This window comes from Chloroflexota bacterium, assembly GCA_016875875.1.
GTDB lineage: Bacteria > Chloroflexota > Dehalococcoidia > GIF9 > UBA5629 > 9FT-COMBO-48-23.
Window position 1 is genome coordinate 56811 of the sequence record VGOP01000008.1, and the last position, 19352, is coordinate 76162.

Sequence of the window (19352 nt, forward strand, 5' to 3'; positions counted from 1 at the left end):
CTGAATACCTTTTCTATATTATACACCTAGCCAAAGCATAAAGTGGAGTGCCATTTATAGTCCTATAGGAGAACTATTCGAGATGACAAGGTTAGCGTTTTTAGCCATATTTGGCAAGAAATAATGGACTTACCATGATGTTTTTGCATACCTAAGGCTGAATTACAAATAGTATTTATCATAGTGAAGGAGTTGAGGGGCAGAATGTTAGTCGAGACTGCGCAGTATTCCTGTTATCTCTTCTGTGTTTTCGAACCGTCCAGTCTTGATTTTCCTGATAATTCCGTCCGAGTCAATGAACACGGTCTTCGGTGTATAATCAACGTGATAGCTACTGTTGGCCGGGTTTACTTCCGTGTCAAGTAAGATGGGAAATGTGAACTCCCCTATCTTATCAATATATTTGTCTTCAAGTTTTGCAATGCGGTCGGCTCTTCCATCAATACATACAGTAATTATAACAAACTCCGGGCTCAAATTCTCATTTGCCCATTTCTCGTCTTCGTAGACCTCCCGGATAAGAGGAAATTCTGCGAGACAAGCTCCACAAAAGGTATTCCAGAAGTTAAGCAATATCTTTTTGCCCCTGAACTGGCTTAATTTTACCGTCTCGCCATTGTTAGGCGATTTTGAGTCATCATCTTGGTACTCCTGCAATTCAAAGTCAGAAGCTCGTCTCCCCACCCTGTCACCGGCTGGTATTTCAGAGAGAGTTTGCAGCATGTCGGCGCCGGAGGCTACGTTTCCGCATTTATCTGCTGACTTCACCATGAAGTAATAAGTTGTAGACGGCTCTAGGCCAATTAGATGAACCTTGTGGCTGATAGCTGGTTCTCCTGTAGATTCTGCAGTTTGGCCATAATCTCTTGTTTTCCCATACTCAACCTGACTTGTGGCAGTCTCCTCAGTTTCCCAGGCTATGGTGGCACTTACATCGGAGTAACTAACAACCTTGACTTCTAATATGGTTGGTGGTGTTGTATCTTTAAGCCGGAAATGTGCGGTGACGCTTTTATTCGAGTCCATGATAATGACGGCAGTCTCCGACGAGCCTGAAGCACCGTCCCAATAGCTGAATGTGTAGCAGTCGTCAGGGATAGCCATCAGTGTAATTTTGCTACCAGGCTCAAATGTGCCACTGCTAGATAAGGGAGATACTATCTTAATCTCACCGCCTGCTTCGGGAATCACATTTGTGCCCAGGGTATAGGTTTTAGATGAAGTTAGAGATAGATGGAGTGATTGAGTGCCAGGTTCAGCACTTTGGCTAAAGAATCGTGTGATGTGGATACCTCCCAAGACGAGACCACTAAGTACAATGCCAACTAGCAGACTTGCTAGAACTGGTCTTACAAAATGCCCCAGTTGGGGAAATTTCCACTCTCTTCGCTTGGCCTTTGCTATTTCTTTTAGAAGCGGACTTCGTGTTGGCGAAATGCCCTCCATCTTGGGTTGAAAGGATGGTGCTGCTGGTACAACAGGCCTCGCTGCTGTTGTTACGGCGCCTGTGGGCGCAGCACTTGTTGATCGATATTTAGCCCCAAGAAAGCCACAGCTTGGACAATCTTTATGAACAGCGTCGACGCTAGTACCACAATTAGGGCAGGTGTACTGGAGCTTGCCTTGAGGAGATTTATCTACCTTCTTAGCTGCAGAAGTTTGTTGCCGAGCTTTCTGTGCCTGTTGCCACAGCTGGTAATTAGGGTCCTCCCAACCACAGTAAGGGCAGATTTTGCCGTCAAAAATGTGAGCTTTAGGGCATAATCTTGCATTACAATTTGGGCATGAAAGCTCACCGAGGTTATCCTTCTTTACTCGAACGCGGCATTTAGGACACAGTATTATTCCCTGCACGTTGTCCTCGTTGCGCGTTTATTCATTGTCTACACTGATTACTTGATTTAGTGTTTTTGAGCGCTGCAAATAATACGCCTTCTTTAAATTATACACATAGAGAAGCTAAAATGAAATTATCTAAGGCTAGGAAGTCTGTCTGCTAAGCTGGTATCGAGAGTGGAAAGTTGTTTGGGGATTGTTATTCTGGTCTCGATTCGCTGATGACGCTGGCCCGCATAGGTCCAACATACCCACAACTGCGGTGATTTGGACAGCGTCCGTATGATTTGCTGGCCCTAGCATTGCAGCGGGGGCATATATATCGCGGCATTGTGCCTGAGGTTTTCGATTGCTTCTGCTTTGTAGTATCTTGCTGTACTGTTGGCGGGTCAACTACTACTGGTTTACCTGCAGCATTTGTCCCTTGAAGATAAATATCTTTGTGTTCCATAGGACCGATAAATCCACACTTCGGACATTTTCCAAACTGGACGTGAATTTTAGTTGCGCATCGGGGGCAAGCGTAGCGGGGCTTGGAATCGTGTTGCATCAATGTCAGCTCTTGTTAATTATCTCCGTACCCATATATGGTTTTAGTGCCTCAGGAATTTTTATGCTGCCATCAGCTTGCTGGTAGTTCTCCAGTAGTGCTATGAACACTCGGGGCAAAGCCAGCCCCGAGCCGTTAAGTGTATGGACAAAGCTTGGCTTAGCTTTGGACTCTGGACGATAGCGAATATTTGCACGTCTGGCTTGGAAATCACCGCAATTGCTGCATGAGCTTACCTCCAGCCATTCGCCGCAGCCGAGGGCCCACATTTCGATATCGAATGATTTAACTGCGGCAAATCCCAGGTCGCCAGTACACAGCTGTACTACACGATAGGGTATGCCCAAGCGGCGGCATACATCTTCAGCATTACTCACCAACTTCTCTAGTTCCTGATCAGAGGTTTCTGGCTCAGTGAACTTGTAAAGCTCGACCTTGTCAAATTGATGACCTCTTTTGATGCCTCTGGTATCCTTGCCTGCTGCCATCTTCTCCCGACGGAAACAGGCGGTATAAGCAACATAGTAAAGAGGCAAAGTGCCCGGCGGCAGTATTTCGTCGCGATGTAAATTGGTCAAAGGCACTTCAGCGGTGGGCACAAACCAGAAGTCATCCTCTTCATCGTGGTATAGATTATCGGCAAATTTAGGCATATTGCCTGAGCCAAACATGCATTCACGTTTCACCATGAAAGGCGGGTAAATTTCCGTGTAGCCATGTTCCTTCGTATGTAGATCAATCATGAAAGCGATGAGTGCTCTTTGTAGACGAGACCCTTGGCCTTTAAGGACATAAAAGCGACTGCCAGAAAGTTTGACACCGCGCTGGAAATCTATAATACCTAGTTTTTCCCCTAGTTCCCAATGGGGCAATGGTGTGAAGGAAAGGTCTGCTGGCTCACCCCAGGAGCGCACCACTATGTTATCCTGTGCACCTTTGCCAACAGGGACATCAGCCGCCGGGATGTTAGGTAATCGCAGGAGGAGGTCCTCCAGTTCGGATTCAACTTGACATATTTCTGCCTCTAGGCAAGTGATTCTTTCACCGAGTTCGCGCATATCGGCAATAAGCTGTGGTGGCTTATCTGCCATCTTGCCCAGCTGTTTGCTGACTTCATTACGCTGGGCTCGGAGTGTTTCCATCTCGTGTAGAAACTGGCGGCGTTGCTCGTCGAAGCTTAAGATTCGGTCAAGTGGAGCACTCTCACCTCGCTTGTCCATAGCCTGGCATACTAAGTCAGCATTATCGCGGATGAGTTTGATATCGATCATGATAAATCAGCTTTCCTGCTGTTTTGTCTTCAGCTGGGGGAAAAGGATAATTTCACGGATGGATTGTCTATCGGCAAACAGCATTACCAAACGGTCAATACCAGTTCCTAGACCGCCAGTAGGCGGCATTCCATATTCTAGGGCTAGGAGGAAATCATCATCAATAGCTTCAACTTCTGGCTCCTCACCGGGTGGTGCTGAAGCAATCAGTTCACCGGATTGTCTCTCTCTTTGCAGGCGGAAGCGTTCTCTTTGTTCCAGTGGGTCATTAAGTTCGGTAAAAGCATTAGCTATTTCCATGCCGCCGATAAAAGCCTCAAAGCGCTCCACTAAGCGATCATTATCTCGCTTTCTTTTGGCTAGAGGTGACATCTCTACCGGATAATCTACAAGAAAGGTGGGATGCATCAGGCTAGGTTCAACAAAGGTGGAGATAAGCTCATCTATTAGCCTGCCTCTGTCCTTATTAGGGTCAACTTCTAGCCCCAGTTGTTTCATCCTCAACCGCAGTGAATCAGCCTCGGCATAGTCCTCAAAGTCAATACCACAATGCTCTTTGATTGCTTCACGCAGGTAGATTCGACGCCACGGAGGTGTCAGGTTAATAAGTTCTTCACCGAACTTAATTTCAGTCTTGCCTACGACTTCCTTGGCAATATAGCATATGATATCTTCAACCATTTTCATCATATCATTATAATCAGCGTAGGCTTGATAGATTTCTACCATCGTAAATTCAGGATTGTGTTTGGTAGATATGCCTTCATTGCGAAATACACGACCGATCTCGTAAACCTTATCGAAGCCGCCTATTATTAGCCGCTTGAGATAAAGTTCCAGGGCAATGCGAAGGTATAAGTCCTGATCCAGAGCTTGGTGGTGGGTTTTAAAACGTCGAGCTAAAGCCCCACCTGCCACTGGCTGTAATACTGGTGTTTCCACCTCAATAAATCCTTGCTCGTTTAGGAAATGCCTCAGGGCTGAGATAATCTGGCTACGCAGTTTGAAAACAGGCTTAACTTCTTCGTTGGATATTAAGTCCAGGTAACGCTGCCGGTAACGCTTCTCAACATCAACTAATCCGTGCCACTTTTCGGGCAATGGTTGAAGTGATTTGGACAGTAGTGTGAAATCGGTTACTTCCAGGGTGATTTCATTGGTCTTAGTCCGAAAAAGCTTGCCCCTGGCACCGATGATGTCACCGATATCGATTTCGTGAAGAAACTCAAATCTTTCCTTACCAAGGAGTTCATGACTAAAATAAAGTTGAATTTTGCCTGAACTATCGCGGATATCGAAGAAGGCAATTTTCCCCATAAATCGTATGGCTGTAATTCGGCCAGCGAGGCTCAATTCTGTACTGGAGGTGGTCTGCGGGCTCGATTCTATTTGCCCATAAAGAGCCACTGCTTCCTGGTTAGTGTGGCTACGGTGATAGGAATGAGGATACGGATTTACTCCTTGCCCCCGAATTTTTTCTAGCTTTTCCAGGCGCTGTTGGGCAATGTGCTTTAATCTTGCCATAATACTTAGTATCCCATGAAAAATAAGGTCTTCTCATGGGGGCAAATAGTCAACTTACGTCCATTATCAGGAGCTTAAGTACTCCAGCCGGGGTTGTTACCTCAACTTCATCGCCGATTTTTCTACCCAGCAGAGCTTTTCCTACCGGTGATTCGTTGGAAATTTTACCTTCCACAGGATTAGCTTCAGCACTACCTACAATAACAAATTGCTCTATCTTGCCATCCTGGTTTTGGATGAGCACCTTATCACCCACTTCTACTACGCCTGGCAAGGCTGGCGACTCTATAACTGTAGCATTCTTGACGGTATTTTCCAGCATGAGTATTCTACCCTCGACAAAAGCCTGGTCATTCTTGGCATCTTCATACTCAGCGTTGTTCTCCGTGCCTCCCATTTCTCGGGCGCGCTTAATCTTGCTAGCTATCTCCTGTCTTCGCACTGAAAGCAGGTGCTCCAGCTCAGATTGGAGTTTAGCTAAGCCCTCTTTGGTGATAAGGATTTTCTTTTGACCCATATGATGTCTCCTGTATCAGAAGCTAGTAAAAAAACTGAGAGTTGGAAAACCCTCAGTTGACGTTGAAGTTTGACACATATTATAGGCTGCTTTGGCTTGGTTGTAAAGAGCGCCGCAAGGTAATATAATTGCAAAGTTCTTATTCAGGTTCAGGAGATAATGTGGTTGCTCTATATATAACGTCCATGGCAGCTGCCGGGAAAACAGCCTTGTGCGCTGGCATTGGTAAAAAGTTGCTTGACCGAGGGGTGAAGGTGGGCTTTCTTACGCCAGTCCAGATCTTTGAAACCAGCGGCACCGATGGTTGTGAAGATGCCATTTTCATCAAGGAAATCTTCGAGTTGACAGAATCTAGTGAGCTGCTTTGCCCTATTCGCTCGTCCCAGCGTGAATTGTTGCGAAGCTTGACCGATGAGGTAGCAGATTTCACGCAGAGGCTTAAGCAGGCATATCGTAAGATATCACGGGATAAAAATATAGTCATAATGGAGGGAGTTGGCAACTTGGGCATAGATAAAGTCTCTACTCTTGCGTGCTACACGATTGCTGAGACCTTAGAGGCTAGGGTGATTATTGTGCTCCGTTATTCCTCAACTTTAGATGTGTCGAAGATTGCGCAGATAGGTAAGAGGTTAGGGCAACGGTTGCTGGGGATTATTATTAACTTTGTGCCGAAGTCCAAAATGGAAACTGCGAGACAGAACTTGACAGCCTCGTTTCAGAAGGCTGGGATAAAGGTGTTGGGCATACTCCCTGAGGTTCGGAGCTTGCTTGGCGTAAGTATTGGAGAGTTGGTCAAAATTCTAGAAGGGGAGCTCTTGACTTTTCCGGAGAATAATGATGAGATAGTAGAAAATATACTGGTGGGGGCCATGACTCTTGACTCTGGGATAGACTATTTCAATCGTAAGCAAAACAAAGCTGCGGTGATTCGCGGCGAACGTTCTGATATGCAGCTGGCTGCTTTAGAAACATCAACCAAATGCCTCATTCTTACTAACAATCTAAAGCCTTCGCGCCCTGTTATCTCTCAGGCTGAGGAAAAGCATGTGCCGATAATTGTGGTGAAGCAGGATACCCCTGCTGCTATAGCCTGCATCGAGGAAGCTTTAACCAAAGCTAGCTTCCGCAGCCCTCGAAAACTAGATACGTTTGGTAATGTTTTAGATTGCTATTTTGATTTTAAAGCTCTTTATTCAGAGCTTGGCCTGGAAGCTTAATGTCCTCGTTTTCCACAACGGCCAAAATTTCTCTGGCGTGTTGAGCCAAAGAAGATGGTACCTGTATTTCTACCTGACCTAAGCCGTCAAAAGTGAGGCCATAAATAAGTCCAGCGGTCTCATAGCGAAGCATAGCTGGAACACCTTCGCTTTCAAGGCGCCCCTTTACAATTTCTGCCTCTAGTTTTCCACTAGCAATGTAGACTGTGGTGAGCCCAGTCTCTTTAGACAAAATCGTTCCTCTTGCCTACGGAAATAAACAACAGTGTGTCTCGGCTAAGGTTGGTGAAGCAGGGAAACCGCCAGGATTAGGATCGCAAAGTTAACTCCGCATGGAGTTGCAAAACATGTACCATGACACGGCACACGTATGCAACAGAAACCCTGACCGAGGATTAACCCTATCCTCGGCCAGGGATCCACTATCTAAAATTTTACTTCTCTGAAAGATACTTCTCTATAACAGTTTTAATTCGGTGCGCATTTGTCGCCGTACGGACGCGCGAAGCAGTTATCCTGCAGAGCCCATGTGAGTGCACAGCATTCAGTGTGCGGGGCGGCGGTAACTCCCCAGTCACCACCTTTGTTGCCACCATAGCATTCGCTGACTCCGAAGTGGTTGAGGTGTTCATTGTTTAACCTCGGATGAGTACCAATGTCAGCAGCACCCCAACTCTTGTTGGCGAAAGCCAAGCTAACCCCCCAACAGCAGCAGCAGGTCGGCAAGAAGTTCTCTATAACTGAGTCCTCAGGGCATGTAGGCTCTTTTTGAGGTGTTACTTTACAGGCGGTCCCCGACAGGGAGTCTTGACACGCGGCCGGGTCATCACAAGTTGCCGTGGCTCCTTGTTCTACCTGTCGGCAGGCAGGACAACCAGCAGTGGCTCCGCAGTCCTTGCCGGGACAGCTCGTAGGTGTACCAACTTCGGCGCACATGGCCTTAGTACCACATAGACCTCTCAACCGTGACATGGCTTGGATTGGAGTTCTGCCCCAGTTCATCAAATACAGGTAATACGAGGGTTCATTGTCGTACCACTTCGGTAGTGGCTCCTGTTTGCAGTTTTGCAGCCCCCCCAATTCATCACCATCTGCGGCCTGTACGACAGCTGGCACCAGCACCAAGGATACTGCCAACACAAAAGCAAACAAAATACTGACGATTCTCAAATTGTCACCTCCATTCTAAGTTTTGCGTTCAAAGGTTCGACCACCCTTTGCCAAACGATTTTACAGGGTCAAAACGCTTTTGTCAATAGGCTTACGGGGGTCTTGAAAATCATTTTTGCAAAATATACAATTACACCTTGCTGCAGTTGATTCTGCAGCAGATTGGAGGTGAGAACCTCATCAATTAAGAATCTAAAGGAGGGACGGTGATTTGAATGCTCTCGGAAGACACTTACTACTAGAACTGAAAGATTGCAACGTGGAGGTGCTTAATGACTTAGAGTTTCTTAAGCGTTGTCTCAATGATGCTGCTGAGCAAATTGGAGCTACCGTAGTTAATGAGTGTTTCCATGAATTTAGCCCTCACGGTATAAGCGGCGTGTTAGTCATCTCTGAATCTCATCTGTGCATTCATACTTGGCCGGAACACGGCTATGCCGCTGTAGACATTTTTACTTGTGGGGATTCTGTCAAGCCTGAGCTAGCTGTAAAGCCACTTGTGGAGAAGCTGAGCTCGAAGAATCCCTCTTTTATTGAGTTTAGAAGGGGCATCTTAAAAAATAATCGAGTTGGCTGTGAGCTGAAATGAACGACCCAGATAATCCTGATAAACGTAAATGGCTATATGACGAGGTCAGTCCTGACCTTGCCCAGCTCCATAGGATTAAAAAGGTAATATATTCAGGACGAACCGAATTTCAGTCTATAGAAATTGTTGATACTGAAAGCTTTGGCGTTTGCCTTGTGCTTGATGGTAAGATTCAATCCAGTGCGCGGGATGAATTCATCTATCATGAAGCACTGGTTCATCCGGCGATGATTAGCCATGCGTGCCCTGAGACGGTTTTTATTGCTGGAGGCGGTGAAGGAGCTACTCTACGCGAGGTGCTGGCTCATAAGACTGTAAAAAAAGTAGTTATGGTGGATATTGACAGGCAGGTTATAGACATCTGCCGTCGTTATCTATCTTTTTTTCATCAAGGCTCTTTTGATGATTCTCGTTTGGAGCTTTGCTTCGCAGATGCCAGAGGTTACTTACAGGAGACTAATAATAGGTTCGACGTTTTGATAATCGACTTGGTTGAGCCCCTGGAAGAGGGGCCAGCTTGTTTACTATATACTCAGGAGTTTTATCAGCTAGTTAAAGAAAGACTGAATCCAGATGGAATCGTGTCTATACAGTCCGGAGCTTCCGGATGGACTAACTTACAAAATTTCACCGCAATCGTTAACACTTTGAAAAGCGTTTTTGATATAGTCTGCCCGTATCAAGCTTATGTTCCTTCCTTCGTTGACCTGTGGGGATTCACTACAACGTCACAAAGTATCAACCCCACGGAATTATTACTTAAGGAGGTAGACCGTAGGATTGCGGCTCGCCTGTCGAGGAAGCCAAAATCATACGATGGTCTGACTCACCAATCTTTATTCATCCTGCCCAGGCACATCCGCCACCAGCTAGCCATTACAAAACAAATCATTACTGACAAGAAACCTGTTTTTGTCCATTGAGGTTGTGATAGACCGAGTCTTAAGTTCTATTTTCCTTTCAGTTTAGGTGGGCGATGGATTTCCATGAGGATAAAGGTGTAGTCCCCTTGGGTGAGCTGCCCGCAGGGGGAAAAACCGCATTTTCTAAAGGATTTCTGTGCCCGAATGTTCCAATTCAAGGTCTTGAGGTAGACCCTTTTTAGGTTAGTTTGCGAAAAAAAGTGATTAAGTGAGGTGAGCATGACATCAGCCCCATAGCCGCGGTTCCAATATGCCCGGTCACCAATCAAGATGCCCATCTCAGACTCCTTTTTGGTTTCATCTATATTAAAATAGCTGCAATTACCAATATGTTTGCCGTCCAGAGTTTCAATGGCGAAACGATAGCTTCTACTTGGGTGGTGTAATTCTTCAACGTAGTTTTCTAAGAATTCTTCAAAAGAACATAATATAGGAGTAGCAGCATCAAGACAGCAAAGCTCAGCATCTCGCCGCCAGCTATAGTCATTGACAGCATCCTGTAAGCGCTTTGGCCGTAGCTTAACTTTGCTGCCAGTTAACACTGGTGTCCCGGTTAAGGCTGGAAAGATAGAGGTTCTTCGCAAAGGCGTATCCCCCTCAAGGCTGATTTGGCTGCCTCACGGATTCTAGGTTGAGGGTTTTTCACTAACTTGTTCAAGGCTTGCTTAGATTGCTCGCTACCTATTTCACCTAATGCTTTTATGGCTGCCTCTTGAATCTGGTAATCTTCATCTTTGATCAACTTTAGGAGGTGAGGTACAGCCTCTTCAGCACCAAGTTCGCCGCAGGCATTAGCAGCTTCGTAACGTATCTCAGCTTCATCACTGTTCAACTCAGTCAGCAAAGTAATCAGCCATGCTGAATCACAATTGCGTCCCATTGCATATATAGCACTAGTTTTTAGCTTAATATCGGTAGCATGATAGGCTTTTTCTATAAGTTCTTTAACTCGAGGCAAATTAAATGGAGAAATGGCCTCTAAAGCTCGACGCTTTACTCCGGCGGATTCGGTCTTGTTGTCTAGAACCTCCAACAAAGCAGTATATACCTTGTCTCTGTAGTGGGTAGGAAGTCCCCCTAGTTCACCTAAAAGGACAAATTTGCCAAGGGCTACGGCCGCTGCCGCCCGTACTTCAGCAGAGCTATCTTCCTTCAAAGAGTGCAATAGCGGAGTGATAAGGCGGTAATTTTCTTCTCCGTCTAAACCAGCGATTGCTTGTGTTCTGACTGTTTCATCAGAGTCGTGGAGAAATAAGACAAAGACGCTACTGAAATCGAGCTTAAAGTCAATCTCACTAAGGTGCACAAGCTGAAAAATAACTTCATTTCGTCGTGATGCCTCCGCATTTGTCCAGATTTTTTCTAGGAATTTCAGCTCTTCACTATTGAGGTCGGACAAGTAGACCAGTTTAGAGCTGGACACAGGCTTGCTTGAATCGAATATTTCCGCTATGTGCTGCATCCGGGGGGATAATTCCGCTGCCATCTATTCGTTTTCCTCTTCATCTCCATTCTCATTGTCCTCTTCTTCCTCTTCTTCTACCTCTTCCATATCCTCTTCTGGTGGCCACACAGGTTTGGTATAACGGTCAATGAACTCCCCCATAGCTTCAGCAGCCAGTTTCTTCATCTCCTCGTCTGATTCTCTAGCCAGTTTGGCAAGTTCAGATAAATTGATGCCAATATCTAGTATCTTGGTAAGGATATCAAGCACCGCCAGAGAGGCTTTCGGATTGGGTATTCGAGTAGTGTACATAGGCACCTCGCCCAATAGACAGACACCTTCAAACCCCCTCTCTTTGGCTACTCCCAGGAATAAGCCATTGAGTCCAGCGATTTGAATGTCGCCGCGAAGAATGACGTCATATTTTCTTAACACCCCGAGAAGTTTTTGGTTTGTGGCGGCTCCCCAGACCCTTGGTTTTTCAGTGTGGTGAATTCGGGCAATAGCTGCAGCACAGGTATACACCCTTTTGACTTTGAGTTTTTGACTAACGTCTAGGACACAACTAGCCAGTTCGTAACCCTTGAAGCTAGGTTGCTCATCGCTGATAAACAGGATTAAATCTCTGTCGGAGTTGGGATTGTGCCAATAATAGAATTTACTTTCTGGGAATCGAGGAGCTTCTATTATGTTGCCTTTTACCATAATGCCGATAGGGTCAAAGAAATCGAAGGGCTCGATTTCTCCAATCTCCTCAGCGTTTAGCTTGTCTTTAACATACTTGGCGATTATAAGTGCTACGTTCCCGATTCCGGGCCAAGCCGCGATCAGGTCACATGCCTTAAGACGTGGTTCTTTATAAAGCTTAACTGCGCTTTTCACGGTTGCTTTACCTTTTCTCCTCTTAAGATTGTTCAGTTTTGATTTCCCACCAAGCCTTTAGTTTTGCAGTGATAGAGCTTCAGATCTGTCACTACATTTTTAAGTTACCTTCCCTTTGAGGCTACTGACAGGCTCGAACAGTAGAGGGAGGGGGTCAATAGAAATCCTTCGACCCACCTTGTGTCATTTCCTATTGCTTCAAGCTGTCTCAAAACCTGATACACATTGCCGGCGACCATGGTATCTTTTACCCTGCCTGTTATTTCCCCGCTTTCTATCTGATAGCCCAGCAAAACATTGCCGTTAAAGTCCCCGTTTAGTATGTTTCCCTGCTCAGCACCTATTAGTAACTCTATTACCAAACCCTTCTTTATATCTCTTACCATGTCCCAGAAAGAAGCATCACCTTTACCTACGACAAAGGAGCTTGGCGAAGGTGTCGGCATACCACCGTGGCGGCTGCCATTACCGGTGCTTTGTGCATTCGCCAGTGCTGCTGTCTGCAAGTCATAGATAAACTGTGACACCACCCCTTGGTCAATAAGCGGTGTTCGCTGGCTTGGCACACCCTCATCGTCGCAAGAATAGCTGCCTACCTGATATGGCAAGGTAGCATCATCCCACAAGGAGAAATTTTTGTCAAAAACTTGCTTTCCCAGTTTGTCCTTCAATGGTGAAGCTCCGTCAAAAACCAGTTTACCATTGAAAGCGGACGCTAAGGGGGCGATTATGGAGCTAGCCACGCCATGTGGTGTAAAAATCACCGGCATTGGTTTTGCTGATATACTGACATTCCTCTTGGCTAGCTCCAGCTGCTTTATTACCTTTTCAGCTATCGGCTTGGAATTAAGGATTGGGTGGCATGAACTCTGGCTATCACCAACGAAGAGCATATCTTCGTCTTTAATAAGGACACCTTCAAGGCTCAGGCTAAAAAAGCTCTTGTTATAGCTGGCTTCGCCACCTTTAGAGTTAATGATATGGACAGAAGCAATTCCTCTAGTTATCGACGCTTCACATAAAATGTCTGGGGTATGTTGTTTGATTTTGGCGATAAGTTGCTCTCCGAGCTCGACCATATCATCAATAGTTACCGCGTCTATCTGTGAATCAAAGGTATCTATCTTGGGGTAAACCTTCGGGTTGGGAAAGCTGAATTTAGCTGGCATGCCAAATTGACATGTCTCCGCTGCCATTTCAACCAGCGTACTTGACTCAATACGTCCACTAGCCTGAGCAAAACCGACTTTGTCGCCTTTGATGAGTCTTAGAGCAGTCCTAGTGCCTTCCTTGTCCTGAATTTGCTTTAACCGATTAGCTTCGAAATGAACAGGGGTTACTTTCGAGGAGATTTGAAAGACCTCAGCCTGTTCAGCTACTTTTTTGGCCTTTGACAGAATGTCTTCCACTTAATTACCTCCGACCAGGCAACGGCGGATTCTTATGTGCGGGCTGCCGTTAGAAACGGGTAAAGGTGACTGTTCGCGTTTGCCACAGCCACCACCCTGATTCATCTTTAGGTCATTGCCGATAGCATCTATATTGCCCAAGGTGACAAATACATTGCCGCTGAGCACTGCGGGGCGAAGTAATTCTGCTATCTTGCCGTTGCGAATCATGTAAGCTTCAGCGGCGGAGAAAGTAAACATCTCTAGGCTGGTTGTACCTCCGTACCAGTCCTTGGCATAGATACCTTCCTTGATGTCGCTGACAATATCTTCAAAAGATAATGTTCCGGGTTCAATATAGGTGTTGGTCATTCTGACTATAGGCGGGAAAAGGTAGCTAATTGACCGGGCATTGCCTGTAAGTTTTTCTCCCATCTTGGCAGCTGTTTCTCGAGAGTGGAGCCTGCTTTCAAGTACACCTTCTCGGAGGAGATATGTCTTGGTTGCGGGAACACCTTCGTCATCGTATTTATAGCTGCCCCGTAGTCCGGGAACAGCAGCGCCATCAACAATATTTAGGTGCTTGTCGCCAAATTTTCGGCCTAGTACCATGATTTCTTGCAGTCGTCTATTTTCGTAAACATGATCTGCCTCGGACAAATGTCCGAAGGCTTCGTGGGCAAATACGCCGGCCAAAACCGGATCTAGGACTACGGTATATTCACCACCCTTGGCCTGAGGTGCTGAAAGAAGCCTTACTGCTAGCTCCGCCGTTTGTCTTATCTGCTTTTTTAATCCTTCTATGGCCGAAAAATCGCCCGGGCTACCCAAACTTAACCCTGCCTGCTGGACCTGGCCATCTTTTGCAGCTATAGCTGTTAGACGCAGGCCCAGGTCTACCTTGGTTTGCTCTATATAAGTACCTTCAGAATTGACAAAGGTTATTTTCCTCTGGCTGTCATGATAGCCAACATTCGATGTTTGAATCTTAGGTGTGCTCAGGATAATGTCGTTATACTCATCAAGCAGTTGCTTTTTCAATGCCAGCGGAACAGTCGTTGGAGCCTTTTTAGTTTCGGCGGTTACCACGTCGCTTATTGGCTCCGTTTGACTGAACTTGCTGGGTTCCTTGCCGACAAGCCTCGCCTGCTTTACGGCTAGCTCTACCTTGTCTCGCAGCTTATTTGCATTATTGAAGCTGACAAAGCCCCAGCCACCTTTGACGAGAGCCCGCACGTTACCACCCATGCTGGATGTCCTGCCTATCTCCTCCAACCTATCGCTGCGGTAAATAATGCGGGTTATCTGACTTTCTTCAAACCGAATCTCGACATAATCGGCGTTATGTCCTTTTAAGGTTTTAACAAGTTCATCCTGCATTTTTCTTTTTGGCAAGTTTTTGTATTGTAGCTTGTGACTGAGGTTAAAGGCAAGGCAAAGCAGGATGGTTGACATTAGTTGTAAAGCTAGAACAAGCTGCTTCTCCTCAACGGTGATATTGGGAACTTTCCACTATCGCCCACCATTAATTGCAGTTATGGCCTGTACAGGTGTTCAAAAGGGGCCAAGTATGGTATAATTTTTACCTAAACGCGGTTAAATACAGGAGGGGATCAGATGAAAGCACTGTCAAGAATATTTCAAATAGCGCTCTGTGCAATCCTGATTATCGGCGTGATTGCATGTGCGCCCCGCCAGGAAGTCAAATTAGAAGAAGCGCCAGCCTACCCGGCAACAAGTTTCATCGTTTTTAGCGACCCGCACGTATATGATACCTCGCTGGGAACCGAGGGAAAGGCATTTGAAGACTATTTAGCTGATGACAGGAAACTTCTAAGGGAAAGCACCGAAATTCTGGAGGCAGCCATCGCAGCAATAAAAAATGAGAAGACCAGCTTCGTCTTGGTGCCAGGCGACCTGACGAAAGACGGCGAGCGCGTCTCGCATCAGCTGGCGGCAAGTTATTTGAGCCAGCTGGAGGCCAGCGGTAAAAAGGTATACGTGGTGCCAGGCAATCACGATGTGAAAAACGGCCACTCATTCAAATATGTCGGCGATAACACCGAACGCGTGCCTAACATAACACCTGAAGAGTTCGCCCAAATGTACAGTGAATTCGGCTACAAAGAAGCGCTCTACCGTGACCCTGTGTCGCTTAGTTACGTAGCTGAGCCGCAAGCCGGGCTATGGTTACTTGCCCTAGATGCATGCCACTACGCAGAAAACATAGAGGATGAGGAACCCATCACCGACGGCAAATTCAGCGCCGCTACTTTAGAATGGATTGAAGGGATGCTGGAGAAAGCGGCCAGAGAGAAGAAGGCGGTTATTGTAATGGTGCATCATGGCATCGTGGAGCATTATATCGGACAGGAGAAAAACTACGGCGAATACATATTAGATGATTTCCCCGTGGTCTCCCAATTGCTGGCAACATACAACGCACGCCTCGTTTTTACTGGCCACTACCACGCGCAGGATATAACCGTGCAACAGTGGCCGGAAACAAATAAATTCGTCTTCGATATTGAAACCGGCTCTCTGGTCACCTATCCTGCCCCTTATCGTATCGTGAACATAGATACCTCGCAGAAGGCCGCAGTGCTAACCAAACATATAGAATCAATACGCTCACATCCTGCCGATTTTCAGGATTATGCCAACGCGTATGTGCTGGAGGGCATAGGGGGCATCGCCACCCGTACTATAGAGGGCATTGGGGTTGACCGCGCTGAAGCGGAAAAACTGGCACAGCAGGTTGCCCTGGCATTTGTGGCGCATTATACCGGGGACGAGAACCTTCCACCAGGTCAAGAGGCTATCCAGACCACGGGACTGAGCCCACGTGGCGAGATTGTGGTCAAGTTGCGCGGGGACCTGGTTATCGGGCTGTGGAATGACCTTGAGCCACCTGACAATAGCATCATTATCGACTTGAAAACAGGCAGCTGGCAGTAAGAATGCCTTTGGCTTAACGGTTAGAGCGGCCCGCCTTAAACAGAGGAGGTCATTGGTTCAAGTCCACAATGGCCCACCAGTTAGGTAATATCATTACCTTACTTTAGCTTCGGATTCTTCAACTGTTTACATTAATCCAGATTCAATTTCTGGTAATAACATTACCCTAGATTTATCTGCTCGAATCTCTCCGGCTCGATTCACAGCATACGTCTAACATTCCTGACATTTGTTTGTTAAGTAAAATAAAAGGGGGGGAAGAAGATGCTTCCCCCCCTTTGAGTTGCTTACCAGCCTAGAAGCTTTAGAAGTTCAAGAAGGCTACGGGCAAACTCCGGTGTGCTCATGTATGGGGCAAGTGCAACGAGTATCTGGACGCACACCGCTAGCTCGATCAACCTTGTTATCATTTTTCATGACTACCTCCTGAAAAAACTCAAATATGGTAACCGGGTTAACCGGCCGCGACCTTTTCTATATAATCGCACATACTGGGCCTTTTGTCCAATTTTTTATTGTCCGCTTCTCTAAATTATTGTGAGTCAACATCTACCTTCCCCAGAGCCGCCTCCGTATTCCTGGGAAATCCCATACATCATTTGGGCTTTTGGTTGATGATCCTGTTCCCCAGAGAGTCTGCCTTATTTCCTTGAAGCGCCAAACATCTTGCCCTACTATGCCCGTGCTTTTCTTGGTGGGCACCTTGTCTGTCTGTGGTCCCAACTGAATAATGATTACTTGGTCACTCATCTCTATTAACTCCTTTTGTATTTTCTCCCAAGTTTAGGTTGCTATGCTGTTTGTAGTAGAATAAAAGTCTCACTACGATACTTGACCTCCTTTCCCTTTGTCCGCTTGGAACTCGACTCTAGAGTCGTAGATAGCATACTCGCCCGCCTTATCTACATTGTTACCAACTTTTCTGAATCCCATCTCCTTCTTTGAATCTGTCTTACATAGAATATTGTTCACCTCATCGAGGCCGAATCTGCAACAACTCAATTCACTACATATAAGGTCATGTTTGTGCTCGATTACTAAGCTGTAAGCCGCTTCCTGAATTTGAGCCGGGGTGTAACCTCCTGTTCTGCATGCCAGATAGTCCTGAACAGCCGGATCCATTGGGATCCTCCGGGAAAGCGATTTGACCAGCTCTTTTCTCTGCTCCAGTGATGGCGCTGTCAGCCGTATTATGCGGTCGAATCTCGAAGGCCGTTCAGCCAGAGCCTTATCTATGGTTTCGATGAAGTTGGTCGTGGCTACAGTAATCACTTCTTTGCATTCCTCGACCCCATCAAGGGCAGAGAGAAGGCAGGCTAGAGCTTCAGCCCTGGTATAACGTGATTCTCTCCTTTCCTCTGCAATTAAGTCTAAATCCTCAATAAAGACTATGCTTGGCCTTAGGTCTTGAGCTAGCTCATACAAGTAGGAAATATATAGGCTGCTGGTCAGGCAGCTTTCATCAGCCAAGATGCAGGTAATATCCGGGCTGTGGTTCATCAACACTTTGCATATTAGAGTTTTGCCGGTGCCTGGCTCACCTACCAGGATAATTCCCCTTCGCGGAGATATGCCATATTTAGCAAGTTCTGCCGTCTTATTAAGAAAACCGACCGTATTGGTTTCAATCTCGTCCTTCAGCGCCGGATCCAAGGTGAGGTCCTGCCAGCTCTTAGGCGGAAGCTCCAAGAATCGAATACGACCTGTGAATTTTAGCTTCTTGCCTTTATATGGGTTGTTCACTGTGACAAACTTATTAACACCTTCAGCAAAGTCGTCTCCCTCCTCTTTACCGTGGCTAACAACAATCAATGAAGGAGGCTGCCTTGAGCTGGTCTTTATAGAAACGACTATGCGGCTATCCTCTTTTTGAAGCAGTAGGTAGCCGTCGCACAGCATGTTTTCGTCTTTGCTGTAATCCGTGTTCACATCGGCATATCGTGGCATCCGCCCTCGGTGGCCAAGCACCTCAGCGACTTTCCAGCCCTCACTTTCGAGTAGCGTTGAAGAGCCCAGGCCAGCAGTTCACGATAGTATGCCGGAAAAGTAATCGGCACCAGTGCTTGTTTCTCTTTGCCCAGGAATCTGGCAATGGTGTCGATATTTCTCTTTTGGCCATTCTCCGAATTAAACCATGGCTCGTCGCTCATTTCCATATCTTCCAGGACTTCTTCTAATTCTTCGTCATCCATGTTGTATTCCATCGCCTCCTGAATTTTAAGTGTTTTCCTTATTGTAGGGTTCAACTTTTCGGGGTGGAGTGAAGCTCACCAACTCTCCACCCCACAAGGGAATTACTTGCTCTTCCGCTCTGGCCCCAGGTCCTCGAATATTGTTCTCGCTACTCCCGGGTACTCCTCATTAAAATGCACAAACACATGTGGCACAGGTTGGTCCCACTTCGTGAAGCAATCACCGAGCTCTTCCTGTATTCTTTTTTGGTTCTCACTCAGTGGCGGATATTTATTTTTATCCATCTTACTTCTCTCCGGTGCTTTTTATCTCGTAGAATTCTGTCTCCCAAGCTCCAGTAAAAATGTTCGGCTTTTCGACCTCAACATCCGGGTAATTGGGGTCATCTCTATGATCGATGATCCTGCCCCCAGCTCCCAATCTACTGATGGCGATTCTGTCCATTGCGATGTGCTCTCCCACTCGTCCAATCCAATTAGACCTATTCATTTTTCAAAACCTCCTTTTATTGTTTTCTGCAAAATCAATTTGTCCTCTGACATTACTTCACCATTTGAATGGGTTCGTCATGTCCCGGAGCAAATCCCAATCTGGACGAAGTCCTAGGTCTCTCAGACTTTCCAGATCAGGAGTTCCCGCTTCCCTCAACACGCTGAGGTCGCCTAGTGGATCCAGCCGCCCATGTCCTTCGTGGCTCTGTTGCTGTTCCTGTCGCCATGCGTACCCATCTGAATCAACAATGAAGATCTGCATATTTGCCTCCTTTCCTTAAGTCTGACCAAATCTGTTCACCCTTCGTGTCTAATCTAATAATGCCATATTTGCTAATCCACGACTCGGAAATTTAGTGGAAATAAGATGAAATATAGTGTAAAGTTTCTATAATG

Annotated in this window: 21 protein-coding genes; 4 read left to right on the forward strand and 17 right to left on the reverse strand. The window is 46.4% G+C overall.

From position 1 onward, the window contains the following. Positions 1–207: 207 nt before the first annotated feature. From FJ023_07035 to greA, 5 genes are all read right to left on the reverse strand, one after another. Positions 208–1854 (reverse strand): redoxin domain-containing protein, encoded by a 1647-nt coding sequence (locus tag FJ023_07035; GenBank protein ID MBM4447087.1) that lies wholly within the window; start codon positions 1852–1854, stop codon positions 208–210. Positions 1855–2035: 181 nt separating this feature from the next. Then, on the reverse strand, positions 2036–2287 hold the full coding sequence (locus tag FJ023_07040; GenBank protein MBM4447088.1) for a hypothetical protein: 252 nt from the start codon (positions 2285–2287) through the stop codon (positions 2036–2038). A 104-nt stretch (positions 2288–2391) separates the two neighbouring features. Next, entirely contained in the window at positions 2392–3657 is a 1266-nt protein-coding gene (gene serS / locus FJ023_07045) for a serine--tRNA ligase (GenBank protein ID MBM4447089.1), read from the reverse strand. A 6-nt stretch (positions 3658–3663) separates the two neighbouring features. Continuing rightward, positions 3664–5181, reverse strand: a complete 1518-nt coding sequence (gene lysS / locus FJ023_07050; protein MBM4447090.1) for a lysine--tRNA ligase — start codon at positions 5179–5181, stop codon at positions 3664–3666. 49 nt (positions 5182–5230) lie between these two features. After that, complete coding sequence (gene greA / locus FJ023_07055) at positions 5231–5698, reverse strand: transcription elongation factor GreA (GenBank protein MBM4447091.1); 468 nt, start codon at positions 5696–5698, stop codon at positions 5231–5233. A gap of 161 nt (positions 5699–5859) precedes the next feature. On the opposite strand from greA, the gene FJ023_07060 reads away from it, so the two are divergent. Continuing rightward, the gene (locus FJ023_07060) at positions 5860–6918 is read left to right on the forward strand and encodes a phosphotransacetylase family protein (protein ID MBM4447092.1); all 1059 of its coding nucleotides are present in this window, start codon (positions 5860–5862) and stop codon (positions 6916–6918) included. On the opposite strand, the gene FJ023_07065 is transcribed toward FJ023_07060, so the two are convergent. Beyond that, the gene (locus FJ023_07065) at positions 6881–7153 is read right to left on the reverse strand and encodes a DUF2007 domain-containing protein (protein ID MBM4447093.1); all 273 of its coding nucleotides are present in this window, start codon (positions 7151–7153) and stop codon (positions 6881–6883) included. The two genes, FJ023_07060 and FJ023_07065, sit on opposite strands and share 38 nt — an antisense overlap. A 233-nt stretch (positions 7154–7386) precedes the next feature. Further along, positions 7387–8088: a hypothetical protein gene (locus FJ023_07070; protein ID MBM4447094.1), complete on the reverse strand. Its 702-nt coding sequence runs from the start codon at positions 8086–8088 to the stop codon at positions 7387–7389. 211 nt (positions 8089–8299) lie between these two features. Here FJ023_07070 and speD point away from each other — a divergent pair, with 211 nt between their 5' ends. Further along, positions 8300–8677, forward strand: a complete 378-nt coding sequence (gene speD, locus FJ023_07075) for an adenosylmethionine decarboxylase (GenBank protein MBM4447095.1) — start codon at positions 8300–8302, stop codon at positions 8675–8677. Continuing rightward, entirely contained in the window at positions 8674–9600 is a 927-nt protein-coding gene (gene speE, locus FJ023_07080; protein MBM4447096.1) for a polyamine aminopropyltransferase, read from the forward strand. The genes speD and speE overlap by 4 nt, the downstream gene beginning before the upstream one ends. A 26-nt stretch (positions 9601–9626) precedes the next feature. Here speE and FJ023_07085 read toward each other — a convergent pair whose 3' ends face one another. The 5 genes from FJ023_07085 to FJ023_07105 form a co-directional block, all read right to left on the reverse strand. Continuing rightward, entirely contained in the window at positions 9627–10208 is a 582-nt protein-coding gene (locus FJ023_07085) for a GNAT family N-acetyltransferase (protein ID MBM4447097.1), read from the reverse strand. Next, positions 10154–11086 (reverse strand): HEAT repeat domain-containing protein, encoded by a 933-nt coding sequence (locus FJ023_07090; GenBank protein ID MBM4447098.1) that lies wholly within the window; start codon positions 11084–11086, stop codon positions 10154–10156. The genes FJ023_07085 and FJ023_07090 overlap by 55 nt, the downstream gene beginning before the upstream one ends. Next, complete coding sequence (locus FJ023_07095; GenBank protein ID MBM4447099.1) at positions 11087–11926, reverse strand: hypothetical protein; 840 nt, start codon at positions 11924–11926, stop codon at positions 11087–11089. It lies immediately after the preceding gene. 104 nt (positions 11927–12030) lie between these two features. Beyond that, positions 12031–13335 (reverse strand): TldD/PmbA family protein, encoded by a 1305-nt coding sequence (locus tag FJ023_07100; GenBank protein MBM4447100.1) that lies wholly within the window; start codon positions 13333–13335, stop codon positions 12031–12033. Further along, positions 13336–14694 (reverse strand): TldD/PmbA family protein, encoded by a 1359-nt coding sequence (locus FJ023_07105; GenBank protein MBM4447101.1) that lies wholly within the window; start codon positions 14692–14694, stop codon positions 13336–13338. 237 nt (positions 14695–14931) lie between these two features. Between FJ023_07105 and FJ023_07110 the strand changes: the two genes are divergently transcribed. After that, positions 14932–16272: a metallophosphoesterase gene (locus tag FJ023_07110; GenBank protein ID MBM4447102.1), complete on the forward strand. Its 1341-nt coding sequence runs from the start codon at positions 14932–14934 to the stop codon at positions 16270–16272. Between the two features lie 549 nt (positions 16273–16821). On the opposite strand, the gene FJ023_07115 is transcribed toward FJ023_07110, so the two are convergent. From FJ023_07115 to FJ023_07135, 5 genes are all read right to left on the reverse strand, one after another. Next, positions 16822–17022, reverse strand: a complete 201-nt coding sequence (locus FJ023_07115) for a hypothetical protein (GenBank protein ID MBM4447103.1) — start codon at positions 17020–17022, stop codon at positions 16822–16824. Positions 17023–17094: 72 nt separating this feature from the next. After that, complete coding sequence (locus tag FJ023_07120; protein MBM4447104.1) at positions 17095–18219, reverse strand: ATP-binding protein; 1125 nt, start codon at positions 18217–18219, stop codon at positions 17095–17097. Next, on the reverse strand, positions 18198–18476 hold the full coding sequence (locus FJ023_07125; GenBank protein ID MBM4447105.1) for a hypothetical protein: 279 nt from the start codon (positions 18474–18476) through the stop codon (positions 18198–18200). Before FJ023_07125 ends, FJ023_07120 begins: the two co-directional genes overlap by 22 nt. A gap of 274 nt (positions 18477–18750) precedes the next feature. Continuing rightward, the gene (locus tag FJ023_07130) at positions 18751–18954 is read right to left on the reverse strand and encodes a hypothetical protein (protein ID MBM4447106.1); all 204 of its coding nucleotides are present in this window, start codon (positions 18952–18954) and stop codon (positions 18751–18753) included. Positions 18955–19011: 57 nt separating this feature from the next. Beyond that, on the reverse strand, positions 19012–19218 hold the full coding sequence (locus tag FJ023_07135) for a hypothetical protein (GenBank protein ID MBM4447107.1): 207 nt from the start codon (positions 19216–19218) through the stop codon (positions 19012–19014). Between the last annotated feature and the right edge of the window lie 134 nt (positions 19219–19352).

Bases quoted from the DNA above. Each gene is read 5' to 3' on its own strand.
- FJ023_07040 (MBM4447088.1), bottom strand. From the start codon at position 2,287: ATGGAACACAAAGATATTTATCTTCAAGGGACAAATGCTGCAGGTAAA.
- serS (MBM4447089.1), bottom strand. From the start codon at position 3,657: ATGATCGATATCAAACTCATCCGCGATAATGCTGACTTAGTATGCCAG.
- lysS (MBM4447090.1), bottom strand. From the start codon at position 5,181: ATGGCAAGATTAAAGCACATTGCCCAACAGCGCCTGGAAAAGCTAGAA.
- greA (MBM4447091.1), bottom strand. From the start codon at position 5,698: ATGGGTCAAAAGAAAATCCTTATCACCAAAGAGGGCTTAGCTAAACTC.
- speE (MBM4447096.1), top strand. From the start codon at position 8,674: ATGAACGACCCAGATAATCCTGATAAACGTAAATGGCTATATGACGAG.
- FJ023_07090 (MBM4447098.1), bottom strand. From the start codon at position 11,086: ATGGCAGCGGAATTATCCCCCCGGATGCAGCACATAGCGGAAATATTC.
- FJ023_07105 (MBM4447101.1), bottom strand. From the start codon at position 14,694: ATGCAGGATGAACTTGTTAAAACCTTAAAAGGACATAACGCCGATTAT.
- FJ023_07110 (MBM4447102.1), top strand. From the start codon at position 14,932: ATGAAAGCACTGTCAAGAATATTTCAAATAGCGCTCTGTGCAATCCTG.
- FJ023_07115 (MBM4447103.1), bottom strand. From the start codon at position 17,022: ATGAGTGACCAAGTAATCATTATTCAGTTGGGACCACAGACAGACAAG.
- FJ023_07120 (MBM4447104.1), bottom strand. From the start codon at position 18,219: ATGCCACGATATGCCGATGTGAACACGGATTACAGCAAAGACGAAAAC.
- FJ023_07125 (MBM4447105.1), bottom strand. From the start codon at position 18,476: ATGGAATACAACATGGATGACGAAGAATTAGAAGAAGTCCTGGAAGAT.
- FJ023_07130 (MBM4447106.1), bottom strand. From the start codon at position 18,954: ATGAATAGGTCTAATTGGATTGGACGAGTGGGAGAGCACATCGCAATG.
- FJ023_07135 (MBM4447107.1), bottom strand. From the start codon at position 19,218: ATGCAGATCTTCATTGTTGATTCAGATGGGTACGCATGGCGACAGGAA.